At 50.3% G+C, this 18,529-nt stretch carries 17 protein-coding genes; 2 read left to right on the top strand and 15 right to left on the bottom strand.

From position 1 onward, the window contains the following. Positions 1–24: 24 nt before the first annotated feature. The gene (locus tag J5W02_RS02890) at positions 25–1,608 is read right to left on the bottom strand and encodes a peptide chain release factor 3 (RefSeq protein WP_219964137.1); all 1,584 of its coding nucleotides are present in this window, start codon (positions 1,606–1,608) and stop codon (positions 25–27) included. 528 nt (positions 1,609–2,136) lie between these two features. Here J5W02_RS02890 and J5W02_RS02885 point away from each other — a divergent pair. Further along, a complete protein-coding gene (locus tag J5W02_RS02885; RefSeq protein WP_219964136.1) occupies positions 2,137–3,612 on the top strand; it encodes a glycoside hydrolase family 25 protein in 1,476 nt (491 codons plus the stop codon). Between the two features lie 168 nt (positions 3,613–3,780). Beyond that, entirely contained in the window at positions 3,781–3,951 is a 171-nt protein-coding gene (locus J5W02_RS02880) for a hypothetical protein (RefSeq protein ID WP_219964461.1), read from the top strand. Between the two features lie 143 nt (positions 3,952–4,094). Here the strand turns inward: J5W02_RS02880 and J5W02_RS02875 are convergent, their stop codons facing one another. From J5W02_RS02875 to J5W02_RS02815, 14 genes are all read right to left on the bottom strand, one after another. Next, a complete protein-coding gene (locus J5W02_RS02875) occupies positions 4,095–4,247 on the bottom strand; it encodes a hypothetical protein (protein WP_219964135.1) in 153 nt (50 codons plus the stop codon). Positions 4,248–4,259: 12 nt separating this feature from the next. Next, positions 4,260–4,394, bottom strand: coding sequence for a hypothetical protein (locus J5W02_RS14625; protein ID WP_255575515.1), 135 nt, complete (start codon positions 4,392–4,394; stop codon positions 4,260–4,262). 69 nt (positions 4,395–4,463) lie between these two features. After that, a complete protein-coding gene (locus tag J5W02_RS02870; RefSeq protein ID WP_219964134.1) occupies positions 4,464–5,348 on the bottom strand; it encodes a tocopherol cyclase family protein in 885 nt (294 codons plus the stop codon). After that, on the bottom strand, positions 5,341–6,675 hold the full coding sequence (locus J5W02_RS02865) for an FAD-dependent oxidoreductase (protein WP_219964133.1): 1,335 nt from the start codon (positions 6,673–6,675) through the stop codon (positions 5,341–5,343). Before J5W02_RS02865 ends, J5W02_RS02870 begins: the two co-directional genes overlap by 8 nt. 91 nt (positions 6,676–6,766) lie before the next feature. Then, on the bottom strand, positions 6,767–7,426 hold the full coding sequence (locus J5W02_RS02860; protein ID WP_219964132.1) for a potassium channel family protein: 660 nt from the start codon (positions 7,424–7,426) through the stop codon (positions 6,767–6,769). 13 nt (positions 7,427–7,439) lie between these two features. Further along, on the bottom strand, positions 7,440–8,090 hold the full coding sequence (locus J5W02_RS02855) for a potassium channel family protein (RefSeq protein ID WP_219964131.1): 651 nt from the start codon (positions 8,088–8,090) through the stop codon (positions 7,440–7,442). 21 nt (positions 8,091–8,111) lie between these two features. Continuing rightward, on the bottom strand, positions 8,112–10,916 hold the full coding sequence (locus tag J5W02_RS02850; RefSeq protein WP_219964130.1) for a cation-translocating P-type ATPase: 2,805 nt from the start codon (positions 10,914–10,916) through the stop codon (positions 8,112–8,114). A gap of 293 nt (positions 10,917–11,209) precedes the next feature. Next, a complete protein-coding gene (locus J5W02_RS02845) occupies positions 11,210–12,943 on the bottom strand; it encodes an ATP-binding protein (protein ID WP_219964129.1) in 1,734 nt (577 codons plus the stop codon). Between the two features lie 12 nt (positions 12,944–12,955). Continuing rightward, entirely contained in the window at positions 12,956–13,651 is a 696-nt protein-coding gene (locus J5W02_RS02840) for a response regulator transcription factor (RefSeq protein ID WP_219964128.1), read from the bottom strand. Between the two features lie 10 nt (positions 13,652–13,661). After that, positions 13,662–14,327, bottom strand: coding sequence for a phosphate signaling complex protein PhoU (phoU, locus tag J5W02_RS02835; RefSeq protein ID WP_219964127.1), 666 nt, complete (start codon positions 14,325–14,327; stop codon positions 13,662–13,664). Positions 14,328–14,400: 73 nt separating this feature from the next. Continuing rightward, entirely contained in the window at positions 14,401–15,156 is a 756-nt protein-coding gene (gene pstB, locus J5W02_RS02830; protein ID WP_219964126.1) for a phosphate ABC transporter ATP-binding protein PstB, read from the bottom strand. A 4-nt stretch (positions 15,157–15,160) separates the two neighbouring features. Further along, positions 15,161–16,033 (bottom strand): phosphate ABC transporter permease PstA, encoded by an 873-nt coding sequence (gene pstA / locus J5W02_RS02825; RefSeq protein WP_219964125.1) that lies wholly within the window; start codon positions 16,031–16,033, stop codon positions 15,161–15,163. Beyond that, a complete protein-coding gene (gene pstC, locus J5W02_RS02820) occupies positions 16,023–17,369 on the bottom strand; it encodes a phosphate ABC transporter permease subunit PstC (protein ID WP_219964124.1) in 1,347 nt (448 codons plus the stop codon). Before pstC ends, pstA begins: the two co-directional genes overlap by 11 nt. An 8-nt stretch (positions 17,370–17,377) precedes the next feature. Then, positions 17,378–18,265, bottom strand: coding sequence for a phosphate ABC transporter substrate-binding protein (locus tag J5W02_RS02815; RefSeq protein ID WP_219964123.1), 888 nt, complete (start codon positions 18,263–18,265; stop codon positions 17,378–17,380). Positions 18,266–18,529 lie beyond the last annotated feature (264 nt).

The raw sequence follows: 18,529 nt of genomic DNA, 5'->3' as shown, positions 1-18,529 counted from the left end.
GTCCCTCCCATACTGTATTCGCTGTTATCTGCCGAATTCCGCCAGCTTCAGTTCCTTATTGTGCTCCTCCGCCCAGCGGATGCTCCACTCATTCGCAAAAACAAGTAAACGGTTCCCCTTCAAATCCTGTATCCGTTTCGTATCGGATGTAAGGTTCAGGGTTTTGGGGTCAAGCTCTTCATTTTCAATCCAGCGGATATACTGATACGGCAGGCCGTCCATGCGAATATCCACATTGTACTCATTTTTAAGGCGGTATCCCAGAACGTCGAATTGAAGGGTACCCACCACGCCGACGATCACCTCTTCCATACCGCCGCCCAGCTCCTGAAAGATCTGGATGGCGCCCTCCTGCGCAATCTGTGACATTCCCTTGACAAACTGCTTTCTTTTCATGGTATCCACCTGCAGGACACGGTTAAAGTGCTCCGGTGCAAAGGTCGGGATGCCGCTGAACAGAAATTTCTGTGGCGGGGTGCAGATGGTGTCGCCGATAGAAAAGATGCCCGGGTCGAACACGCCGATAATATCGCCCGCGTACGCCTCGTCAATCACTTCCCTGTCCTGTGCCATCAGCTGCTGGGGCTGGGAAAGCTTCATCTTTTTGCCGCCCTGCATATGCATGACTTCCATGCCTTTTTCAAACCTGCCCGAACAAATGCGCATAAAAGCGATTCTGTCGCGGTGCGCCTTGTTCATATTGGCCTGAATTTTAAAGACGAAGGCGGAAAACTCATTGGTAACCGGGTCGATCAGGCCGGTGTCCGCCTCTCTGGGCAAGGGAGACGTCGTCATATTCAAAAACTCTTCCAAAAACGGCTCTACACCGAAATTCGTAAGCGCAGAACCGAAGAAAACAGGGGAAAGCCTGCCTGTTCGGACAGCTTCCAGATCGAACTCGCCGCCCGCCCCGTCCAGAAGCTCAATGTCATCCACCAGAATTTTGCGGTGATCTTCTCCGATCAACGCTTCCAGTTTTTCATCATTAATGTCGACCTCAGTCGCTTCCACTTCCCGCTGTCCGTTGTTGGCAGTAAAGGCGATAATTTCTTTTTTACTGCGGTCATAGACCCCTTTGAATTCTTTACCCGAACCGATCGGCCAGTTCATGGGAAAAGTCCGGATTCCCAGCTCCTGTTCAATCTCTTCCAGAAGGTCAAACGGGCTTCTGGCTTCTCTGTCCATTTTATTGATAAATGTAAAAATAGGGATATTCCTCAGCGTACAGACCTTAAACAGCTTACGGGTCTGCTTTTCAACGCCCTTCGAGGCATCAATGACCATGACAGCGGAATCCGCAGCCATCAGGGTGCGGTAGGTGTCCTCTGAAAAGTCCTCATGACCCGGGGTGTCCAAAATATTAATGCAGTAGTCGTTGTAATTGAACTGCATAACGGAAGAAGTAACCGAAATTCCTCTCTGCTTTTCAATTTCCATCCAGTCGGAAACAGCGTGCTTCGCCGTCCTTTTTCCCTTAACAGAACCGGCCAGCGTAATCGCCCCGCCGTAAAGCAGCAATTTCTCCGTTAAGGTCGTCTTCCCCGCATCAGGGTGGGAAATAATAGCGAATGTCCTTCTTCTCTTAATCTCATTTACATAACTTGACAAATTACTTCCTCCAACCAACTACAGCAGTTTCAGTTGATTCTACAAAAAGTTTGCGTTTCTCCCCCACCTTCGGCGGGGGAGAAACGTGTTTTGTCTCGCAAACTGAAACGGAATTGCTGTAAAAATACACTTGTTCATTGTAAAGCATTTACGGAAAATAATCAAATATAATTTTGCCGTGCTTGAAAAGATCAGGAAAAAACAAAATGGTAATTAAACCCAGAAAGCAACGGAAAAAACCGCGTATGAAAGACCGTATTCCATTAATACGCAGATAAACTGCCATTTTTAGCTTCTTTTCTTCTGTTTTGCTGTTCTTTTTGGGAAATTTGACGCATTTTAGGCATTGGTGTTTTTTAGTATACTTACTTGACATAATTAGTAATTAAAAATATAATTGATATGAAATCGTTCCTGCTGTATTGTGCAGTATTGCTACTTCAAGACCGAGAAGAAAAATGCATACTTTGTTGCGTATTTCAGTGGGTAAAACATGATGGAACAACGAAAACAATTTGGAGGAAAACTATGAAAAGAAAGCTCGTCTCTCTCGTATTGGCGCTCGCGATGATTGCATCACTCTGCACAACCGCCGCTTACGCGACGGACACCAGCACGATTACCTCTGCACCTATGACCCTGGACAGCACCAAACTGGCTTTAAGAATCGGCGAAAGCGCCTCTCTGACGGCTTCCGTTATGGGATGCATTATGAGCGATGCTGTCCTGACATCCAGCGACCCGAACGTGGCGACCGTAATGGGAAATACGGTAACGGGCGCAGGACTGGGAAGAGCAGTCGTTACGGCAACAACCAGCGACGGCCAGACCGCCACCTGCAACGTTCATGTTGTGCTGAAGGGAATCGACGTTTCCGCATGGCAGGGCAATATTAACTGGAGCAGTGTAAAAAGCAGCGGCGTTGATTTCGCCATCATCCGCACCGGTTACGGCAGCGAAATGTGGGATCAGCAAACCGACGCTTATTTTAATGCCAACTACAGCGGGGCAACCGCAAACGGGATCAAGGTAGGCGTCTATCATTTCAGCTATGCGACCACCGTGGCGGCGGCAGCCGAAGAAGCGCGGATGTGCCTCAGCATTTTAAATGGACGCAAACTCGACTACCCTGTATTTTACGATATTGAAGACAGTACTCAGCGCGTTCTTTCGCGTGAGCTTCTGTCCAGCATTGCCCAGACCTTCTGCTCTGCGATTGAAAGCGCGGGCTACAAGGCCGGCATTTACAGCTCCCCCAGTATCTACAACTCCAATCTTGCCAGCTCCATTCTTGACCCCTATGACAAATGGGTGGCGCACTGGGGCGTGGATGTGGCCAAATACAGCAATCCGTACACCATGTGGCAATACGGCTCCGCAACCGTTCCCGGAATCAGCGGCGCAGTTGACCAGAACTATTCCTATGTGGATTACTCCTCCGTCAATCAGCCTACGACTCCTGTTGAAGATCCTTCCCAGGTTTCTCCCGACACAACTTTTAAGTCGGACACAACCTATCCGTATAATTTCGGCTCCAACAGCTCCTATATCTATAAAATCACCACCAATTCAGCCTCCAGACCCACGGCGGTTTCTTCCAACCCTTCGTCGGTAAGCGTGGCTTTTTACCAGAAAACCACGGGCGGCTATCTTTATAAAATCACAAATGTGAACCAGGGTGCTGCTGAAATCACTACCACACTGGGCAGTCTTTCCGCCAGCTTTACCGCAAACGGAAAAGCGAACGGAGTAATTTCCGACACGACCCACCCTTTCACAATCAAACGCGGCGCGACCTATCAGTTTAAATTCACACCCAATGGCACAAGCGCCACACCGGTTTTCACAACGGGAAACGGCAGTGTGCTCAAACCCGTCTTGACGCAGAAAGTCGGTTCGAGCTACTACTATAAAATCAGCGGCGTAAGCGCCGGCTGCACCGGCGTTTATTCCACACTTCCGGGCCAGCAGGCGGTTCGCCAGTGTGTGATAACCGTGGCATAAAAGCTTCTGAAATACATAGGAGGCGGCGGAGAATTCTCCGCCGCCTTTTTTATTGAATTTATAAATTCTTTTATAGAATATTATTTTATTTCCGGCTGAGGTTTTGTTTTAAAATTGTTCTGAATGATTTGACACACCGGGCAAACACTAATCAGGGAGGTGATAACTGTGGAGCTTCCGCTGGGATTTGGCATGGCACTCGCCCAAAATGTGCAGGCGATGGAGTACTTTTCCGCTCTTCCGCAGCCGGAACAGCAGCAAATAGTCCAGCATACACACGAAATTCAGTCCAAACAGGAAATGCAGGACTATGTGCAGAACCTAATAAACAAAAATTGACAGTTATATCTCCGCCCGGAGCGGAGAAGATATGAGTGGCGGGGCATTTATCATGAATTATAAAAACGTGCCTTGTGCATGGATATATACCCTGTTAGGGCGAGGCTCAAACCTCGCCCGGTCTACATAAAAGTTGCTGCCCGCTAGATAAGCGGGGCTCTTTCCTTAGTGTGCTTTGCCTTTCCCTGAAGCTCGGGAACAGGCTGCACATCATTTTTCGGGATATGCGTCTTATGATTGCTTTCCGTTCCGTGCGGTTCTTTTGGGTCCGGGCGTCTCATCCCTGCTTTTGCCAAGATTCTTCCCCCTTACACGTCGTTATTTTTAATGGACTGCTTTTTGGCGTTTTTATTTTGATTCTGATTTTCCCGAGTGATCGGCGTTTGTCCGTTCGCCTTTTTCATCCGGTTTTGTTTGTTGTCCGGCTGACTGTCTTTCGGCAAAGTATCCACCCCCTTTGCTGTTATTATGTGCAACGGGAAATACGCTATGCAGATTTCGTACACCGGGTGCTATTTTACATATTCAAATCCGACTTCGTCACCGGTCAGGTCAAAGAGAAGGAGATTATTTTCATACAGGCGAAAGCGCGCCGCGGCAGACATATTCTCACGGATCACCCGCGACATTTCTCCCGATTGGGGCGCAAGCAGCTGATGGGCGGGTTTAGAAAGAATGTCTGCCTCCAGCAAATAATCTCCCTGTTTCAGGATAAATCCCGTTTCCGAGCAGCGGATGATTTTCACCCCACGGTAGGTGGCAAAACGGTATTCCCTGCCCTGAAAACAAACAACGGCGATGCACCCCTGAAAACGAGTGCCGCAGAACGGGATTTCCGCAATAGAAACCATCACACTGCAGGAGGAGTCGGAGAACCGGTTGCACTGTACCCAAAGGTAGCTTGAGGGAAACGAACTTCCCCAGTCTTTTTCAATATAACCGATTCCCCCGTCCATGCTGATGCTTTCTCCGTTCAGAGTGACGGAACCCGTCAGGCTGTGCTTCATACTGATAACCCCGTGATTGCACTCCATAAACGGAATCAGGCGAAACGGGCCCATAATATCCGACGAAATCGGCGTAAGCGGGCCGTAGCGGATCTCGCCCGTACAGTGCAGGCCGGGGCCGTTCATATCAATATGAACCCCTTTTTCGGTAAAAACATTCCTGCCGATACGCACGGAAAAATTTTTCCGGCAGGCGCGGAAAGCAGTATAAGGATAAGTCTGATTAAAAGAACCGCTCTTTGTGATTACCTGAACAAAGGTGCTCTTTTTCCCCTGCTTACTGATACTGACACCCGGAATAAAGGCGACAGCGCCGTCCGCACCCTGATGCCTGAAATACCAGCCTTCAAAAAAAGAGCGATGCCTGTGGAGCGAGCGGTAATCAGTCATGCTTTATCCCTCTAAGCGCTGGATCACTAATTAAGTCTCCCTGTTCGGTAAACCTTGACCCGTGGCAGGGGCAGTCCCATGTCTCTTCATCCGGATTCCACTGCAGACGGCACCCCAAATGCGCACATCTTCTTTTTGGCGGTGAAAACAGCCCGGCCGTCAGTTCCACAGCGGAAGTTCCGAAATCGGTCATCATATTTTTAGCGGAGGCCGCGGCGTGAAAGCGCTGGGGAGAAAAAACTTCCGCTTCTTCATTCTCCCGTCCGCAGATCGTATCCGTCAGGATCATGGCCGCCGCCATAGAGGTGGACATGCCCCATTTTTTGAATCCCGTCGCCACATAGAGGTTTGGGGTGGAAGAAGCGTACTGCCCGATATAGGGCAGGTTATCCCATGTCATGCAGTCCTGCGCCGACCAGTGGCAAACTTCCTCGCTTTCCGGAAAATACTGTTTTGCCGCTTTGCGCAGCTTTTCGTAACAGCCCGATTCCGGGTGCTTGCCGGTGCGGTGCCCGGCCCCGCCCAGAAAGATATAGTCACCATAGCTGCGGAAGGAATAGCCGTCGGGATCGGCGTCGATATACATGCCCTTGAGCTGACCCGCATTTTTCAGCGCGATGACGTAGGAACGTTCCTGATGCATCCGTGCGAAGTACCATCCGGGAACATTGACAATCGGAAAATGCGTGGCAACAACAATATGATCCGCCGTTACCCTGCCCCGGTTTGTGATAATGGAATCTCCGCGAACAATCAACGCTCGGGTGTTTTCAAAAATTGTCAGGCCGGAAGAAATGGAGTTCAGAAATTTCAGCGGATGAAACTGAGCCTGATTGCTGAATTTCACCGCCGCCAGAACCGGGAACGGAAGATCGGTTTCCGTAGTGAATTCCGCTGGGATTCCCAGTTTTTCCGCCGCCTGTGCTTCAGCTTTCAGTTCCTCTTCCCGGTCAAGGGAGTAAACAAAGGACGGCTTACTTTCAAAATCACAGTCAATTTTGCTTTCTGTAATGATTGTCCGGAACTTTTCCACAGCTTTTTGATTGGCAGCGGCGTATTGCCCGGCGGCTTCTTCTCCAAAATCCTGAATCATGCTGTCATAAATTAAATCATGCTGAGACGTGATTTTTGCCGTAGTGTTTTTGGTGACTCCGCTCGCGGTTTCCGCCGCTTCCAAAACAACCACCTTTTGTCCTTCCTCCTGAAGAAGGTAAGCGGTCAGAAGCCCGGCCATACCCGCCCCAATCACTGCGGTGTCTACCACAATGTCATTTTTCAGCGGATCTCTTTTTGGGAAAGTGCAGGTTTCACTCCAAATTGATTTCATTTTAAATCCCTCCGGAATTAAGGTTTACCGAAAGGAATGTAATATGCAAAAAAGCCGCCGGTTTTATTTCCGACGGCTTTTGATTCTATTTTTATCCGAAGATTTCTTTCAGCGCCTCGCGGCTCTCACTGTCGGTCAGTGCCAGAATATCGTCATCCTCTAAAATTTGAGTGTCCCCTTTCGGGATCAGGGTGGCATTGTCGCGCGTTATGGCAATCAACACCGTTTTTTTCGGAATGGACAAATCTTTCAGCAAATGATTGACGGCCCTTGAATTTGGCTGAACCTTCATCTGGACGATCGCGTAATCTCCGCGGTTGAGCTTCAGAATTGTGAACATATCCTTCATGTTCATTTCTTCCACTACGAAATGCGCCATCAGTTCCGCCTGATTCACGCCGATATCCACACCCATGCCGCTGTTAAACAACCAAGTATTTTTAGGATTGTTGACTCTGGCCACCACTCTGGGTACGCCAAACTCCATCTTTGCAAGGGTGGAAACCACGAGGTTGATCTCATCCGCACCGGTAACGGCAGCGACTACATTTGCGGTAGCGATGCCCACTTTCTCCAGTACTTCCGGGTCTGAACCGTTGCCGAACACCAGCGTGTCGTGCGGCAGTTCTTTTTCCAGTTTTTGAAAAACGCTTTCACGGTGCTCTATCACCCGTATCTCGTGGCCATTGGAAAGCAGAAGGGAAGCAAGATAAGAACCCACCTGTCCTCCGCCTACGATAATGACTTTCATTTTAATTCCCCCTTTATGCCAATCCCAGCATCGATTTCAGTTTATCAACAGCAGAAGCAATCACTGTAATATGCAGAATGTCCTCTGCTTCAAAAACGGTACCGGTGGTTGGAATAAATGTTTTGTTGCTTCGGCTGACACCGGATACTTGTATTTCCCCGATCGCCGTAATCTCCTTGACCGTATGGCCGACCAAGAGGGGGGGAACCTCAATGCGCACAATGTTTACGTTTCCGTTCCCAATTTCAAACACACTGTCCATCTGATGGTACATCAGGAGCTCCGTCGCCCGTTCAATGCCCCACGCCGTAGTGGAAATGGTCTGGATTCCGATCCGCCGGTACAGGTCCGCCTTGTTCGAGTCATAAAGGCGCGCCACCACACGGGGAACACGGTAAATATTTTTGGCGATCCTTGCAATTACAACATTGGCTTCATCACTCGCCGTACAGGATACTACAGCATCTACCTGATCTATCCTGGCTTTATTCAGTACATCCCGGTCAAATCCGATACCGGTTACTTTGTTGCCGCTGAATTCCTTGCCAAGATTCTTAAAAGCATCCGGATTAGAATCGATTACCGTTACCTGATGGCCTTTTTTCGTCAAATTGAGGGCGATTCCCGTCCCCATTCTTCCTAAACCTACTACGATCACTTTCATGCCGTTCACCTCTCTGTTTTTTTAATAGCGTCTGGCATTTTTCTTTCGCAGAAATGCCTTTCTTACCTCTTCAAGCACCAGAATTACCGGAGGCCATACACACAAAATGATAAAATCCTGCAAATTCAGCGGTGCCGTATGGAAAACGGACTGCAGGGGTGGCAGGAAAATCAGCGCAATAATCAGGATTACCTCAAAGACAATGCCGAAATTCACCTGTTTGTTGCTAAACAGCCCAACCTGAAAAACGGACTGCTTTTCTGTGCGGCAGTTAAACGCTGCCCCGATCTGCGAGAAAACAATACCGGCAAGCGCCATGGTTGTTGCCTTAATATAAATCGGGTCCACTCCACCCGCAAGCGGCACTCTTGGCCAGCCGTTTTGCAGATTGATAAAAAAGTAAGAAAACGCCGAAGCAATGGACCCTAATAAACCATACCACAAAAATGCCTTGACAACCAGTTTTTTTGTCAATAAAGATTCTTTTTGATTACGCGGGGGCTGATCCATAATCCCCTTTTCCGGCTTTTCCGTTCCCAGTCCCAGCGCCGGCAGCATATCGGTACCCAAATCGATGGTAAGGATCTGCATAACCGTCAGTGGAAGCGGAATGGCGCCCCTGGAAAACAGGAACATAGCGGAAGGAACTGCCTCCGGCATGTTGGAATTCAGAATGTAGAGCAGGAATTTCCGAATGTTGCTGTAAACTGCGCGGCCTTCTTCAATCGCATGGACAATCGAAGCAAAATTGTCGTCGGTCAGAATCATATCCGCCGCTTCTTTTGCCACATCCGTTCCGGCAATGCCCATGGCCACTCCGATGTCGGCCTTTTTCAACGCCGGGGAATCGTTCACACCGTCGCCCGTCACAGCCACAACCTCGCCCATTTGCTGAAGATTGGACACCACACGAAGCTTCTGCTCCGGTGCCACACGGGCAAAAATGATCTCATCCTTCAGATATTCCTTCAATTTCTCGTCGGAAAGCTCTTCCAGTTCCAGCCCCGACACCACACGCGGATTAGGGCTTTTCACGATGCCGATGCGTTTTGCAATGCTCTCAGCCGTCAGACCGTAATCTCCGGTAATCATAATAATACGGATACCGGCGCGGTGGCATTCCTCCACAGCGGCGGCAACTTCCGGACGCGGGGGATCAGCCATGACCACCAATCCCACAAAAGCAAGGTTCTGTTCAATGATTTCAGGAGTGTAGGCACTCATTGCTTTCGGAATATTGTCTTCTTTGTGCAGAAGGCGATAGGCGACCGCCAGAACGCGCAGTCCTTCATAGGCATATCCGTCGTTGGCCTCCATGATCTTCCGGCGCATTTCCTCCGTCATCGGCTGAACCTGACCGTTCACGAGGATAGATTCGCTTAGCTTCATAACCTCTTTGGGCGCACCCTTCACATACGCGATACGATCGGTACCATCCATCGGTTTTTGCAGCTGGTGAATCGTCGTCATTCTTTTGCGACGCGACTCGAAGGGCAGCTCCCGTAAGCGGGGAGTCAGCTCCATTTGCCTATGGACGTCTATCCCCGCTTTTTCCGCTACAACGCCCAGACAGGCTTCTGTGGGGTCGCCCAGCACAGTGTAGCGGGCTGATTCCTCATTCGGCGGCAGCAGCCGGGCGTTGCTGCAAAGGGCAGCGCCCGTCAGCAGAAGGTTCAGATCCTGATTGTCGCGGGCAGTGACTTTTTTCCCGCCTTCCAGAATATCCCCCTTGGGTTCATAACCGACGCCGGTTACTTCAAATTCTTTTTCCGCCAGCCATAAATGGCTGACCGTCATTTCATTTTGTGTAAGCGTACCGGTTTTATCCGTGCAGATCACGGATGTACTGCCGAGCGTCTCCACAGAGGAAAGCTTCTTCACCAAAGCGTTCCTTTTAGACATACGCTGCACAGCCATTGCAAGGGACAGGGTAACTGTGGGAAGCAGCCCTTCCGGTATAAACGCGACGATCATTCCCAATGCAAAGACGAATGACGCGGCAAAAGGTTCGTTGACAAAGAAGAATGACGCCAGGAAAAACAGAATACCAAACATGATGGCGATAATGGAAATCTGTTTTGTCAGCCGGTTCAGTTCTTTTTGCAGCGGACTTTCTTCTTTCTCCATGTTCTGAGTCAGATCGGCAATTTTGCCGAATTCGGTTCCCATGCCGATTCCGATAACAAGGGCTTTTCCGTTGCCTTCCGAAACATTGGTGCCCGCAAAGATCAGGTTCGGCGTTTCCGCCCGCGTCAGATCATCCCTCAATACGGCATCTTTTGTTTTGCGTACAGGGTTGGACTCTCCCGTCAGGGTGGACTGGTCCACCTGCAGATCATTGCATTCGACCAGACGGGCATCAGCGGAAATTTTATCCCCTTCTTCCAGAAGGATAATATCGCCTGTTACCAGATCTTCGGCCAGAATTTTCGTTTCCTCTCCACCGCGAATCACACGCACATACGAGGGCAGCATATTTTTGAGCGCTTCCGTAGCCTTGTCCGCACGGCTTTCCTGCCAGAAGCTGAAAACGCCGTTAATGACATTGACCATCCAGACGGCTACTCCCAGTTCCGGCATCCCTGCAAAAAAGGCTACCGCGCCGGCCACCCACAGCAGCACAGCCATCAGATGCGTAAAGTTGCTCAGAAACGTAAGAACAGCAGATTTTTTCTTTTTGGAACTAATCAGGTTTTTCCCCTGTTCCCTCTGCCGTTCCTGCGCCTGTGTCTGCGTCAGCCCCTGGAGAGTTGTTCCCAGAGCCGCATAAGCTTTATCTACGGGAAGTTTATATATGATTTCTTGATTACCCGATGTATTGTCCATTGTACTCAATTGTTTGCCAATCCTTCTTTCTAAAAGAATAAAAGTTTATAATGCCGGAAAAGAACGGTGAAGAATAGTGAGAACAAAGATCTAGTACTAAAATAGGTCTTTCCCCGCTGGTAGGAAATCATTATAAACCTTCGTTATTCAATCTACAATTTGAAAGGCACAATCTTAATACAATATTAATATGCGTATAAAGATGAATGAAAATGAAAAAGCAGCAACTTCCGGCTAAACCGGAGGTTGCTGCTCTATTTTAAATGGCAGGCGGGTACAATGGATAAAAATGCTCAGGCTTCGTTTTTCAGAAGAGGAAGACGCACAATAAAGGTGCTGCCTTTGCCGACCTCGCTTTCCACACCGACCTCCCCGCCATAAAGGGCGGCAAGATGCTTAACAATGGAAAGCCCGAGCCCGGTTCCCCCGATTTCGCGCGAACGGCTGGCGTCCACGCGGTAGAACCGTTCAAAAAGCCGGTCGAAGTGTTCGGGCGCAATTCCGATTCCGGTATCCTTCACCTGAATGACCGCCGTCTGGCGCTGACGGCGCGCCGTAACGGAAACGCTGCCGTTTGGTTTGTTGTATTTGATTCCGTTCTCAATCAGATTGCCGAACATCTGCTGAAGCCTTGTCGGAGAACAGGCCACAAACAGTGTGCTGTCGGCGTCCAGCGTAAGCTGTACTTTGTTTTTCTCCGCCAGAGGGGCAAGCCTGTCAATGCACTGCTCCAACTCCTGACGGACGCTGCAGCGGCGCACGGAAGGATCTTCCCTGGCATTTTCAATCTGTGACAGAGCAAGCATGTCGTCGATCAGACGGTGAAGGCGCTCTGCTTCTATGTCCAGCACATCGTAGAAATAGCGGCGGGTATCCTCGTCCCTGTCCGCGCTTTTCAAAAGCTCAATGCTGCCGCGGATGGAGGTCAGCGGCGTTTTCAGCTCGTGGGTAACGTTCGCCACAAACTCGCTTCGTATCTGCTCCAGCCTGTGCATCCGCGTGACATCGGTGATAACGGCAAGGGCGGACTGCTCCTCCTGTCCCACTATGGGCGATACATAAACGGTGAACTGCTTTTCATTCGGCCCGCAGAGCACCGTCTCTTTCCCAGAGGATGCGCTTTCGATGGCATGCTTCATCATATTGGCGATTTTACTGATTAGAAGACTGCCCTCCAGCCTTTCTTTTTCGGCAAGGCTCTGCTTTTCCAGCAGGCGCCGCGCACTCTGATTCAAAAACAGGATTTCATTTTCGGCATTGACCGCAAGCACACCGTCGTCCATTCCCTGAAGCACACCCTCCAGCTGATTCTGCTTGCTGACCAGCTGGGAAACGGCCGATTCGGTACTCTGTGCCATCACGTTGAAGGAACAGGCAAGTTCCCCCACCTCATCCTCGTACCTGCCCGTGACACGGCTGGTATAATCACCGCCGGAGATTTCCCTTGCCGCGCCGGTGAGCTGCTTGAGCGGTTCGGTAACGCGGTAGACGAGAATGCCGGTCACAATACAGACAATGGCGATGCCCAGCAGCATGCTGAGTGCGGCAACCGTCCACAGCCGGTACAGAACCCTGTCAAGGTCTGCGGTGGGAAGCGCGGCACGGATAAAGAACCGGTCTTTCACATAAACAGCCTCATAATAATAACGCTGGTTCAGGCTTGCGCTGATACGCGTATCGTAGCCGCGGCCGTTTTTCCTTGCCTGAATAATTTCCGGCCGGTTGCTGTGGTTCTGGTTGATTTCTTCCTTCGCGCTGTCACCGGTCACTTTCCCGTCCGGATCGATAATGCTGATGCGCATTTCCTGACCGGTCTTTTCCAGTTCAATGCCGACATTGGTCGCGGCGGTTTCAGGATTCCTTTCAATCTCATCCAGCTGCGTGGACAAAATGCTCAGCGCGGTGTCGAGCCTTCTGGTAAACTCAATCTGATACTGGCGCTGGATCTGAAGGGCGGCAACCAAAAAAGCCGCAATAAAGCCGACTACAATAATAACCGCGTTGCTGAGCATCAACTTCTTTTTCATAGCAGCCTCCGACTAATTCTGTCCGCTGAATTTATACCCCACCCCGCGCACCGTCTGAATAAAGACCGGGTCGTCGGGGTTATTCTCTATTTTCTGCCGCAGGTAGCGCACATGAACGTCCACCGTTCTGGTGTCGCCGTAATACTCTACCCCCCACACCTTATCAAGAAGCGTGTCGCGTGTAAGTACCTTGCCGCTGTTTTTCATCAGCATAACAAGCAGATCAAATTCCTTGACAGTCAGTTCCACAAGGGTTTCCCCTTTGGTCACGCTGTGCCGGGTGATGTCGACGGTGAGGTCGCCACTTGTCAGCACCTGCTCCGCAGGATCCTCCTGCCGAGCGGTTCTTCTTAAAACGGCGCGCACGCGCGCGCAAAGTTCCTTGATGCTGAACGGTTTTACGATATAGTCATCCGCGCCGAGCTCCAGCCCCAGCACACGGTCGATCTCTTCGCCCCGCGCCGTCAGCATCAGCACCGGAATTGAGCGGGTAGCCGCGTTTTCCCGCAGCATCCGGCAAACGGCCAGACCGTCCGGCTGCGGCATCATCCAGTCAAGAATAATCGCGTCCGGCGCGCGCTGCCGGACAGCGCTCATCAGCTGTGTTCCATCCGGAAACTCCGCGGTTTCAAACCCGCTGTCCTTCAGTCCGAAGGAAACCAGCTTGCGGATATTCAGTTCGTCGTCCGCAATATAAACTAAAGCCATGTGTTCCTCCTTACGTTTCCTTGGTATTCAGGTCGGGATGCACCCCTGTCTCCATATAAATCACCCATTCGGCAATATTGGTCGCGTGGTCGCCCATTCGCTCAATATACTTGGAAATAAAGAGCAGGTCTACCTCCCGCATGACGTTCTGCGGATTCTGCGTAATGATGCCGCAGACCTCCAGAATGATTTTTGAAAACATACCGTCCACAATATCGTCGCTTTCGCAGACCTTCCGCGCCGCTTCCACGTCGCGGCTGAGAAAGACGTCCATCGCCCGGCGGAACATATCGTTCGCCGCTTCCAGCATCTGTACCACATGAGTGATGGCAAGGCTGTTGGTGTTCAACTCGCCGATGGTGAGGATATCGCAGATATCCGCGCACTGGTCGGCTTCGCGCTCAATATCCGTCAGAATTTTCAGACAGGCCGCGATGACCCGCAGATCCGAGGCGATCGGCTGCTGCATCGCAATCAGATTCATACACATTTTTTCGATATTGTGCTCAATGCGGTCAATTTCATTGTCGCTGCCCGCAACCTCCGCCGCCTTTTCCAGGTCCATGGTGCGCAGTGCGGTAATGGTGTCCTCTATCCGCTGGTTGACCGTGCTGCCCATATCGGTCATCTGTGCAATCAGATTCGCAATCTCCCGGTCAAAGTTTTTTCTCGGCATGATATTTCCTCCTCATATTATACAATGTTCCTTTTTAAATAGCCATAGGCAACCGAACGCCGCGGTCTGAAAATCAGCCGAAGCGTCCCGTAATGTAGCGTTCCGTGCGCTCGTCCTTCGGGTTGTTGAACATGGAAAGCGTATCGGTGTATTCCACGATCTCACCCAGAAGGAAAAACGCGGTGCGGTCGGCAATACGCGCAGCCTGCTGCATGTTGTGAGTAACGATAATGACGGTATATTTTGCGCGCAGGTCGTCCATCAGATCCTCAATCTTCAGAGTAGAAATTGGGTCAAGCGCGCTGGTCGGCTCATCCATCAGAAGGATATCCGGCTCCACGGCCAGAGCGCGGGCAATGCACAGACGCTGCTGCTGCCCTCCGGAAAGTCCGAGCGCGGATTTTTTCAGCCGGTCCTTCACTTCGTCCCAGAGTGCCGCGCTTCTGAGCGACTGCTCCACAATCTCGTCGAGCTTCTGCTTGTTTTTAATTCCATGAACGCGAGGGCCGTAGGCAATGTTGTCGTACAGCGTCATGGGAAACGGGTTTGGCTTCTGGAAAACCATGCCGGCGCGTTTGCGCAGCAGGGTGACGTCGGTGCGGGGATCGTAGATGTCCTCGCCGTCAATGGTTACCTTTCCCGTAATCTTACAGTTTTCCACCATATCGTTCATACGGTTGATTGTTTTCAGGCAGGTAGATTTTCCGCAGCCGGAAGGGCCGATAAAGGCTGTTACCTTATTTTTGGGTATCTCCATACCGATCCCCTTCAGCGCCTGAAAATCGCCGTAAAATAAATTTAAGTCCTGAATTGAAATTTTAGTTTCCATATTTCTATCCTTTCCTGAGAGCCCTGGAGAGAAGTCCCGCGAGCCGGTTGAGTAAAAAAACCAGAATCAGCAGTACGGACGCCGTGGCAAAGGCAATATGCATGGCGTCGGGCGACGTGGCTTCGCGCGCGGTTTGATACAAATGCAGGGTCAGTGTGCGTCCGCTTGAAAAGATCTGTTTGAGGAATCCTTTCGGCATATTGTAGGACAAACCGGAGGTAAACAGCAGGGCCGCGCTTTCTCCCACGATTCTGCCCATGGCAAGAATCACGGCGGTCAGCACACCGGGCATTGCGCAGGGCAGAACAATGCCCATCACAACGCGCAGCTTGCCCGCGCCGAGCGCCATGGCTCCCTCTTTGTAAGACGACGGCACGGAAAGTAAGGACTCTTCCGTGGTACGGATAATCGTCGGCAGAATACACAGCGTCATGGTCAGGCATCCGGCCAGAATCGACGTCTGCAGACGGAACAGGATGCAGAACACCGTGTACCCGAACAGGCCGAAAATAATGGAGGGAATTCCCGACAGAATTTCCGTGGTAAAACGGATGGCTCTGACCAGTCTGCCCTGCTTTGCGTACTGCGTCAGATAGATTGCCGAGGAAATGCCGATCGGCGCCGAAATCAGCAGGGTGATAACCACAATATACATGGTGTTGATGATCATGGGCAGTATGCCCTTTAAAGCGTCATTCGTCTCCGAATAGGCCGTGGAAATAAACTTCCATGAAATATAAGAAATTCCGTTAAATAGAATATACAGGATAATTCCCAAAAGCACAACAACAGTAACCGCGGCGGCCGTATTAATCAGTACCTTGAGGAACGTGTCAAAGGGACGCTTCCTTTTTCCGTAAAGAGAGTTACTCGGCATCCATCTGCACCCCCTTCTTTGAGATATAGGTAAAGCTGATATTGACAATCATAATAAACACGAACAGCACCAGTCCGATGGTAAAAAGCGCCTGACGGTGCAAACCGGACGCATAGCTCATCTCCATAGCAATACCGGTGGTCAAAAGGCGCACCGTTCCCAGAATAGACGGCATATTGGCAACGTTGCCCGCGACCATAATCACGGCCATCGTCTCGCCGATGGCACGGCCTACGCCCAGGATAACGCCCGCAAGGATTCCGGATTTGGCCGCCGGAATGCTGACCTTGAAAATGGTAGCGGTAGGCGTCGCCCCCAGCGCCAAAGACGCTTCCCGGTAAGCCTGCGGCACCGCTTTTAAGGAGGTTTCCGTTACACTGACAATCGTAGGAAGCACCATAATGGCAAGAATCAGGATGGAAGCCAGCAGACTGTCGCCGATGGTATGATTCCGGAAGGGAGGAAAGCTGCGGATAGCCGGAACAATCACCAGCATGCCGAAAAAGCCATAGATTACGGAAGGAATTCCGGCCAGCAGCTCAATTGCCGGGTGGACAAGGCGGGCCAGCCGGGGCTTTGCCGTTTCCGCAAGGAACACGGCCGTCAGAATTCCAACGGGGACTCCCAGCAGGATAGCACCCACCGTTCCCGCAATGGACGACAAGATGAGCGGCAGGATACCGAAGACACCCGCTTCCGCGTTCCATGTTCTGCCGAACAGGAACTGCCCCAGACCGATCTGTAAAATGGCGGGTGATCCCGCCGCAAAAATGTAAACGGTAATCAGGATGACCGAGCCGACGGACACGCAGGAAAAAACCAGAAAAATAGATTCCGCAAGCTTTTCCGTTCCCTGTGTCCAGATGGAAAGAATCGCGCAGACAATTCCGCCCGCCAGCATATAAATAGACGGCCACAGGTACGCGATGGAGATTTTGCTGATATTCAGCTGAGTAACCGCCGTCTGAATGCTGGACGTGGTAATCAGTACAATCAGAGGAGTAATGCCGGACAATACAAACGCGGTGCCGGCCATCACCGGTCTTTTCAGGAAAAGCAGGACGATTCCCGCAATCGGGAGAAGCACGCCCGCGACCACCGAAATTCTAGTAAGGAACGGAATCGTCACAAGGCCGCTGAGTGCCGGTCCATGCACCCGAAAGCCCCTTATCGTTGCAAGCTGAAAAGCGCTGACAACGTATGTTGTATTTTTAAAAACAAACTGAATGTACGGAAGAAAAAATGCGAGAACGGAAATAAGGCCTAACACAATTGCCAGGCCTTTTTTCACATTATTCTTTTTTTGGATTTTCAGCGCATTCTCTGCACTGTTCATTGCTATGCTCATTTTACTGTTACCAATCCGGCTTTCTTGATGACATCCTGTCCTTCATCAGATTTCATAAATTCAAACCATGCTTTTACAAGATCGCTGTCGGTACCTTTTTTGTAGATTTCAATAAATGGTCTCTGTGCTTTGTAGCTTCCGCTTACGATATTTTCTTCGGTCGCCTTGATACCGTCCACATCGACCGCCTTAATGGTGTCGTTTACAGAGTCAAGGGAGACATATCCGACCGCACCCTTGTCGCTGCTTACTTTGGTAACAACTTCGCCGGTGGAAGAAAGTTCCGCGGCATATTTGCATTTTTCTGCTACCTTGAAGATGGACTCAAACCCGTCGCGGGTACCGCTTGCGGCTTCACGGCCAAGCACCGTGATTTTGGCATCCTCGCCGCCAACGTCTTTCCAGTTTGTAATTTCCCCTGTAAAGATCTTTGCAATCTGTTCGGAAGTCAGGCCGGAAACCTTGTTGTCCTTATTGACCGCAATGGCAATTCCGTCAATGGCGACCTGTACAATTTCATAATCTCCCGGTTTTTCCTCATCCTTCATCTTTCTGGAGAGGTCACCGATCAAAGCGGTACCTGCACTGACTGCTTTTGCCGCGTCGCCGGAACCGGTTCCGCTTTTTTCAACCGTAACATCCGGATATTTCGCCTGGAACGCTTCGCCCAGTGCCTGACATACTTTCGCCATAGAAGTGGAACCGTTCAATGTCAGTTTACCGCTCAGCTGCTCAGTAGGAGCGGCTCCGCTTTCAGAAACGGCTGTATTGGATGTATCCGCCGCAGAAGCGTTGGAAGTGGTTCCCTCAATTTCTGAACTGCACCCCACAAATACGGAGCCCAGAATCGCGGCTGTTAATACAGCAGAGATGATTTTTTTCATTTTGGACAGTCCTCCTAAAAATTATGTTTCAGTCTCTTTAGCACACTGTTATTGTACGAATTCAATGTTAAATCCCTGTTAAACATAGTTTAGATTGAATTTAAATAAATATGCCATCCGTTTCGGCCGCTGAAACTCAATCCGAAACAATATATTTTTTAGACGACACACCTTTGACCAAATTCAAAAGTTTCCCCTTGAATATTTAGTAAAAATAAAGATTGACTAACCGGCAAAAATATTGTAAAATTTAAAAATCAGTTT

The organism is Caproiciproducens faecalis (genome assembly GCF_019448085.1).
Lineage (GTDB): Bacteria > Bacillota > Clostridia > Oscillospirales > Acutalibacteraceae > Caproiciproducens > Caproiciproducens faecalis.
This window is presented reverse-complemented; position numbering and strand designations above follow the sequence as displayed.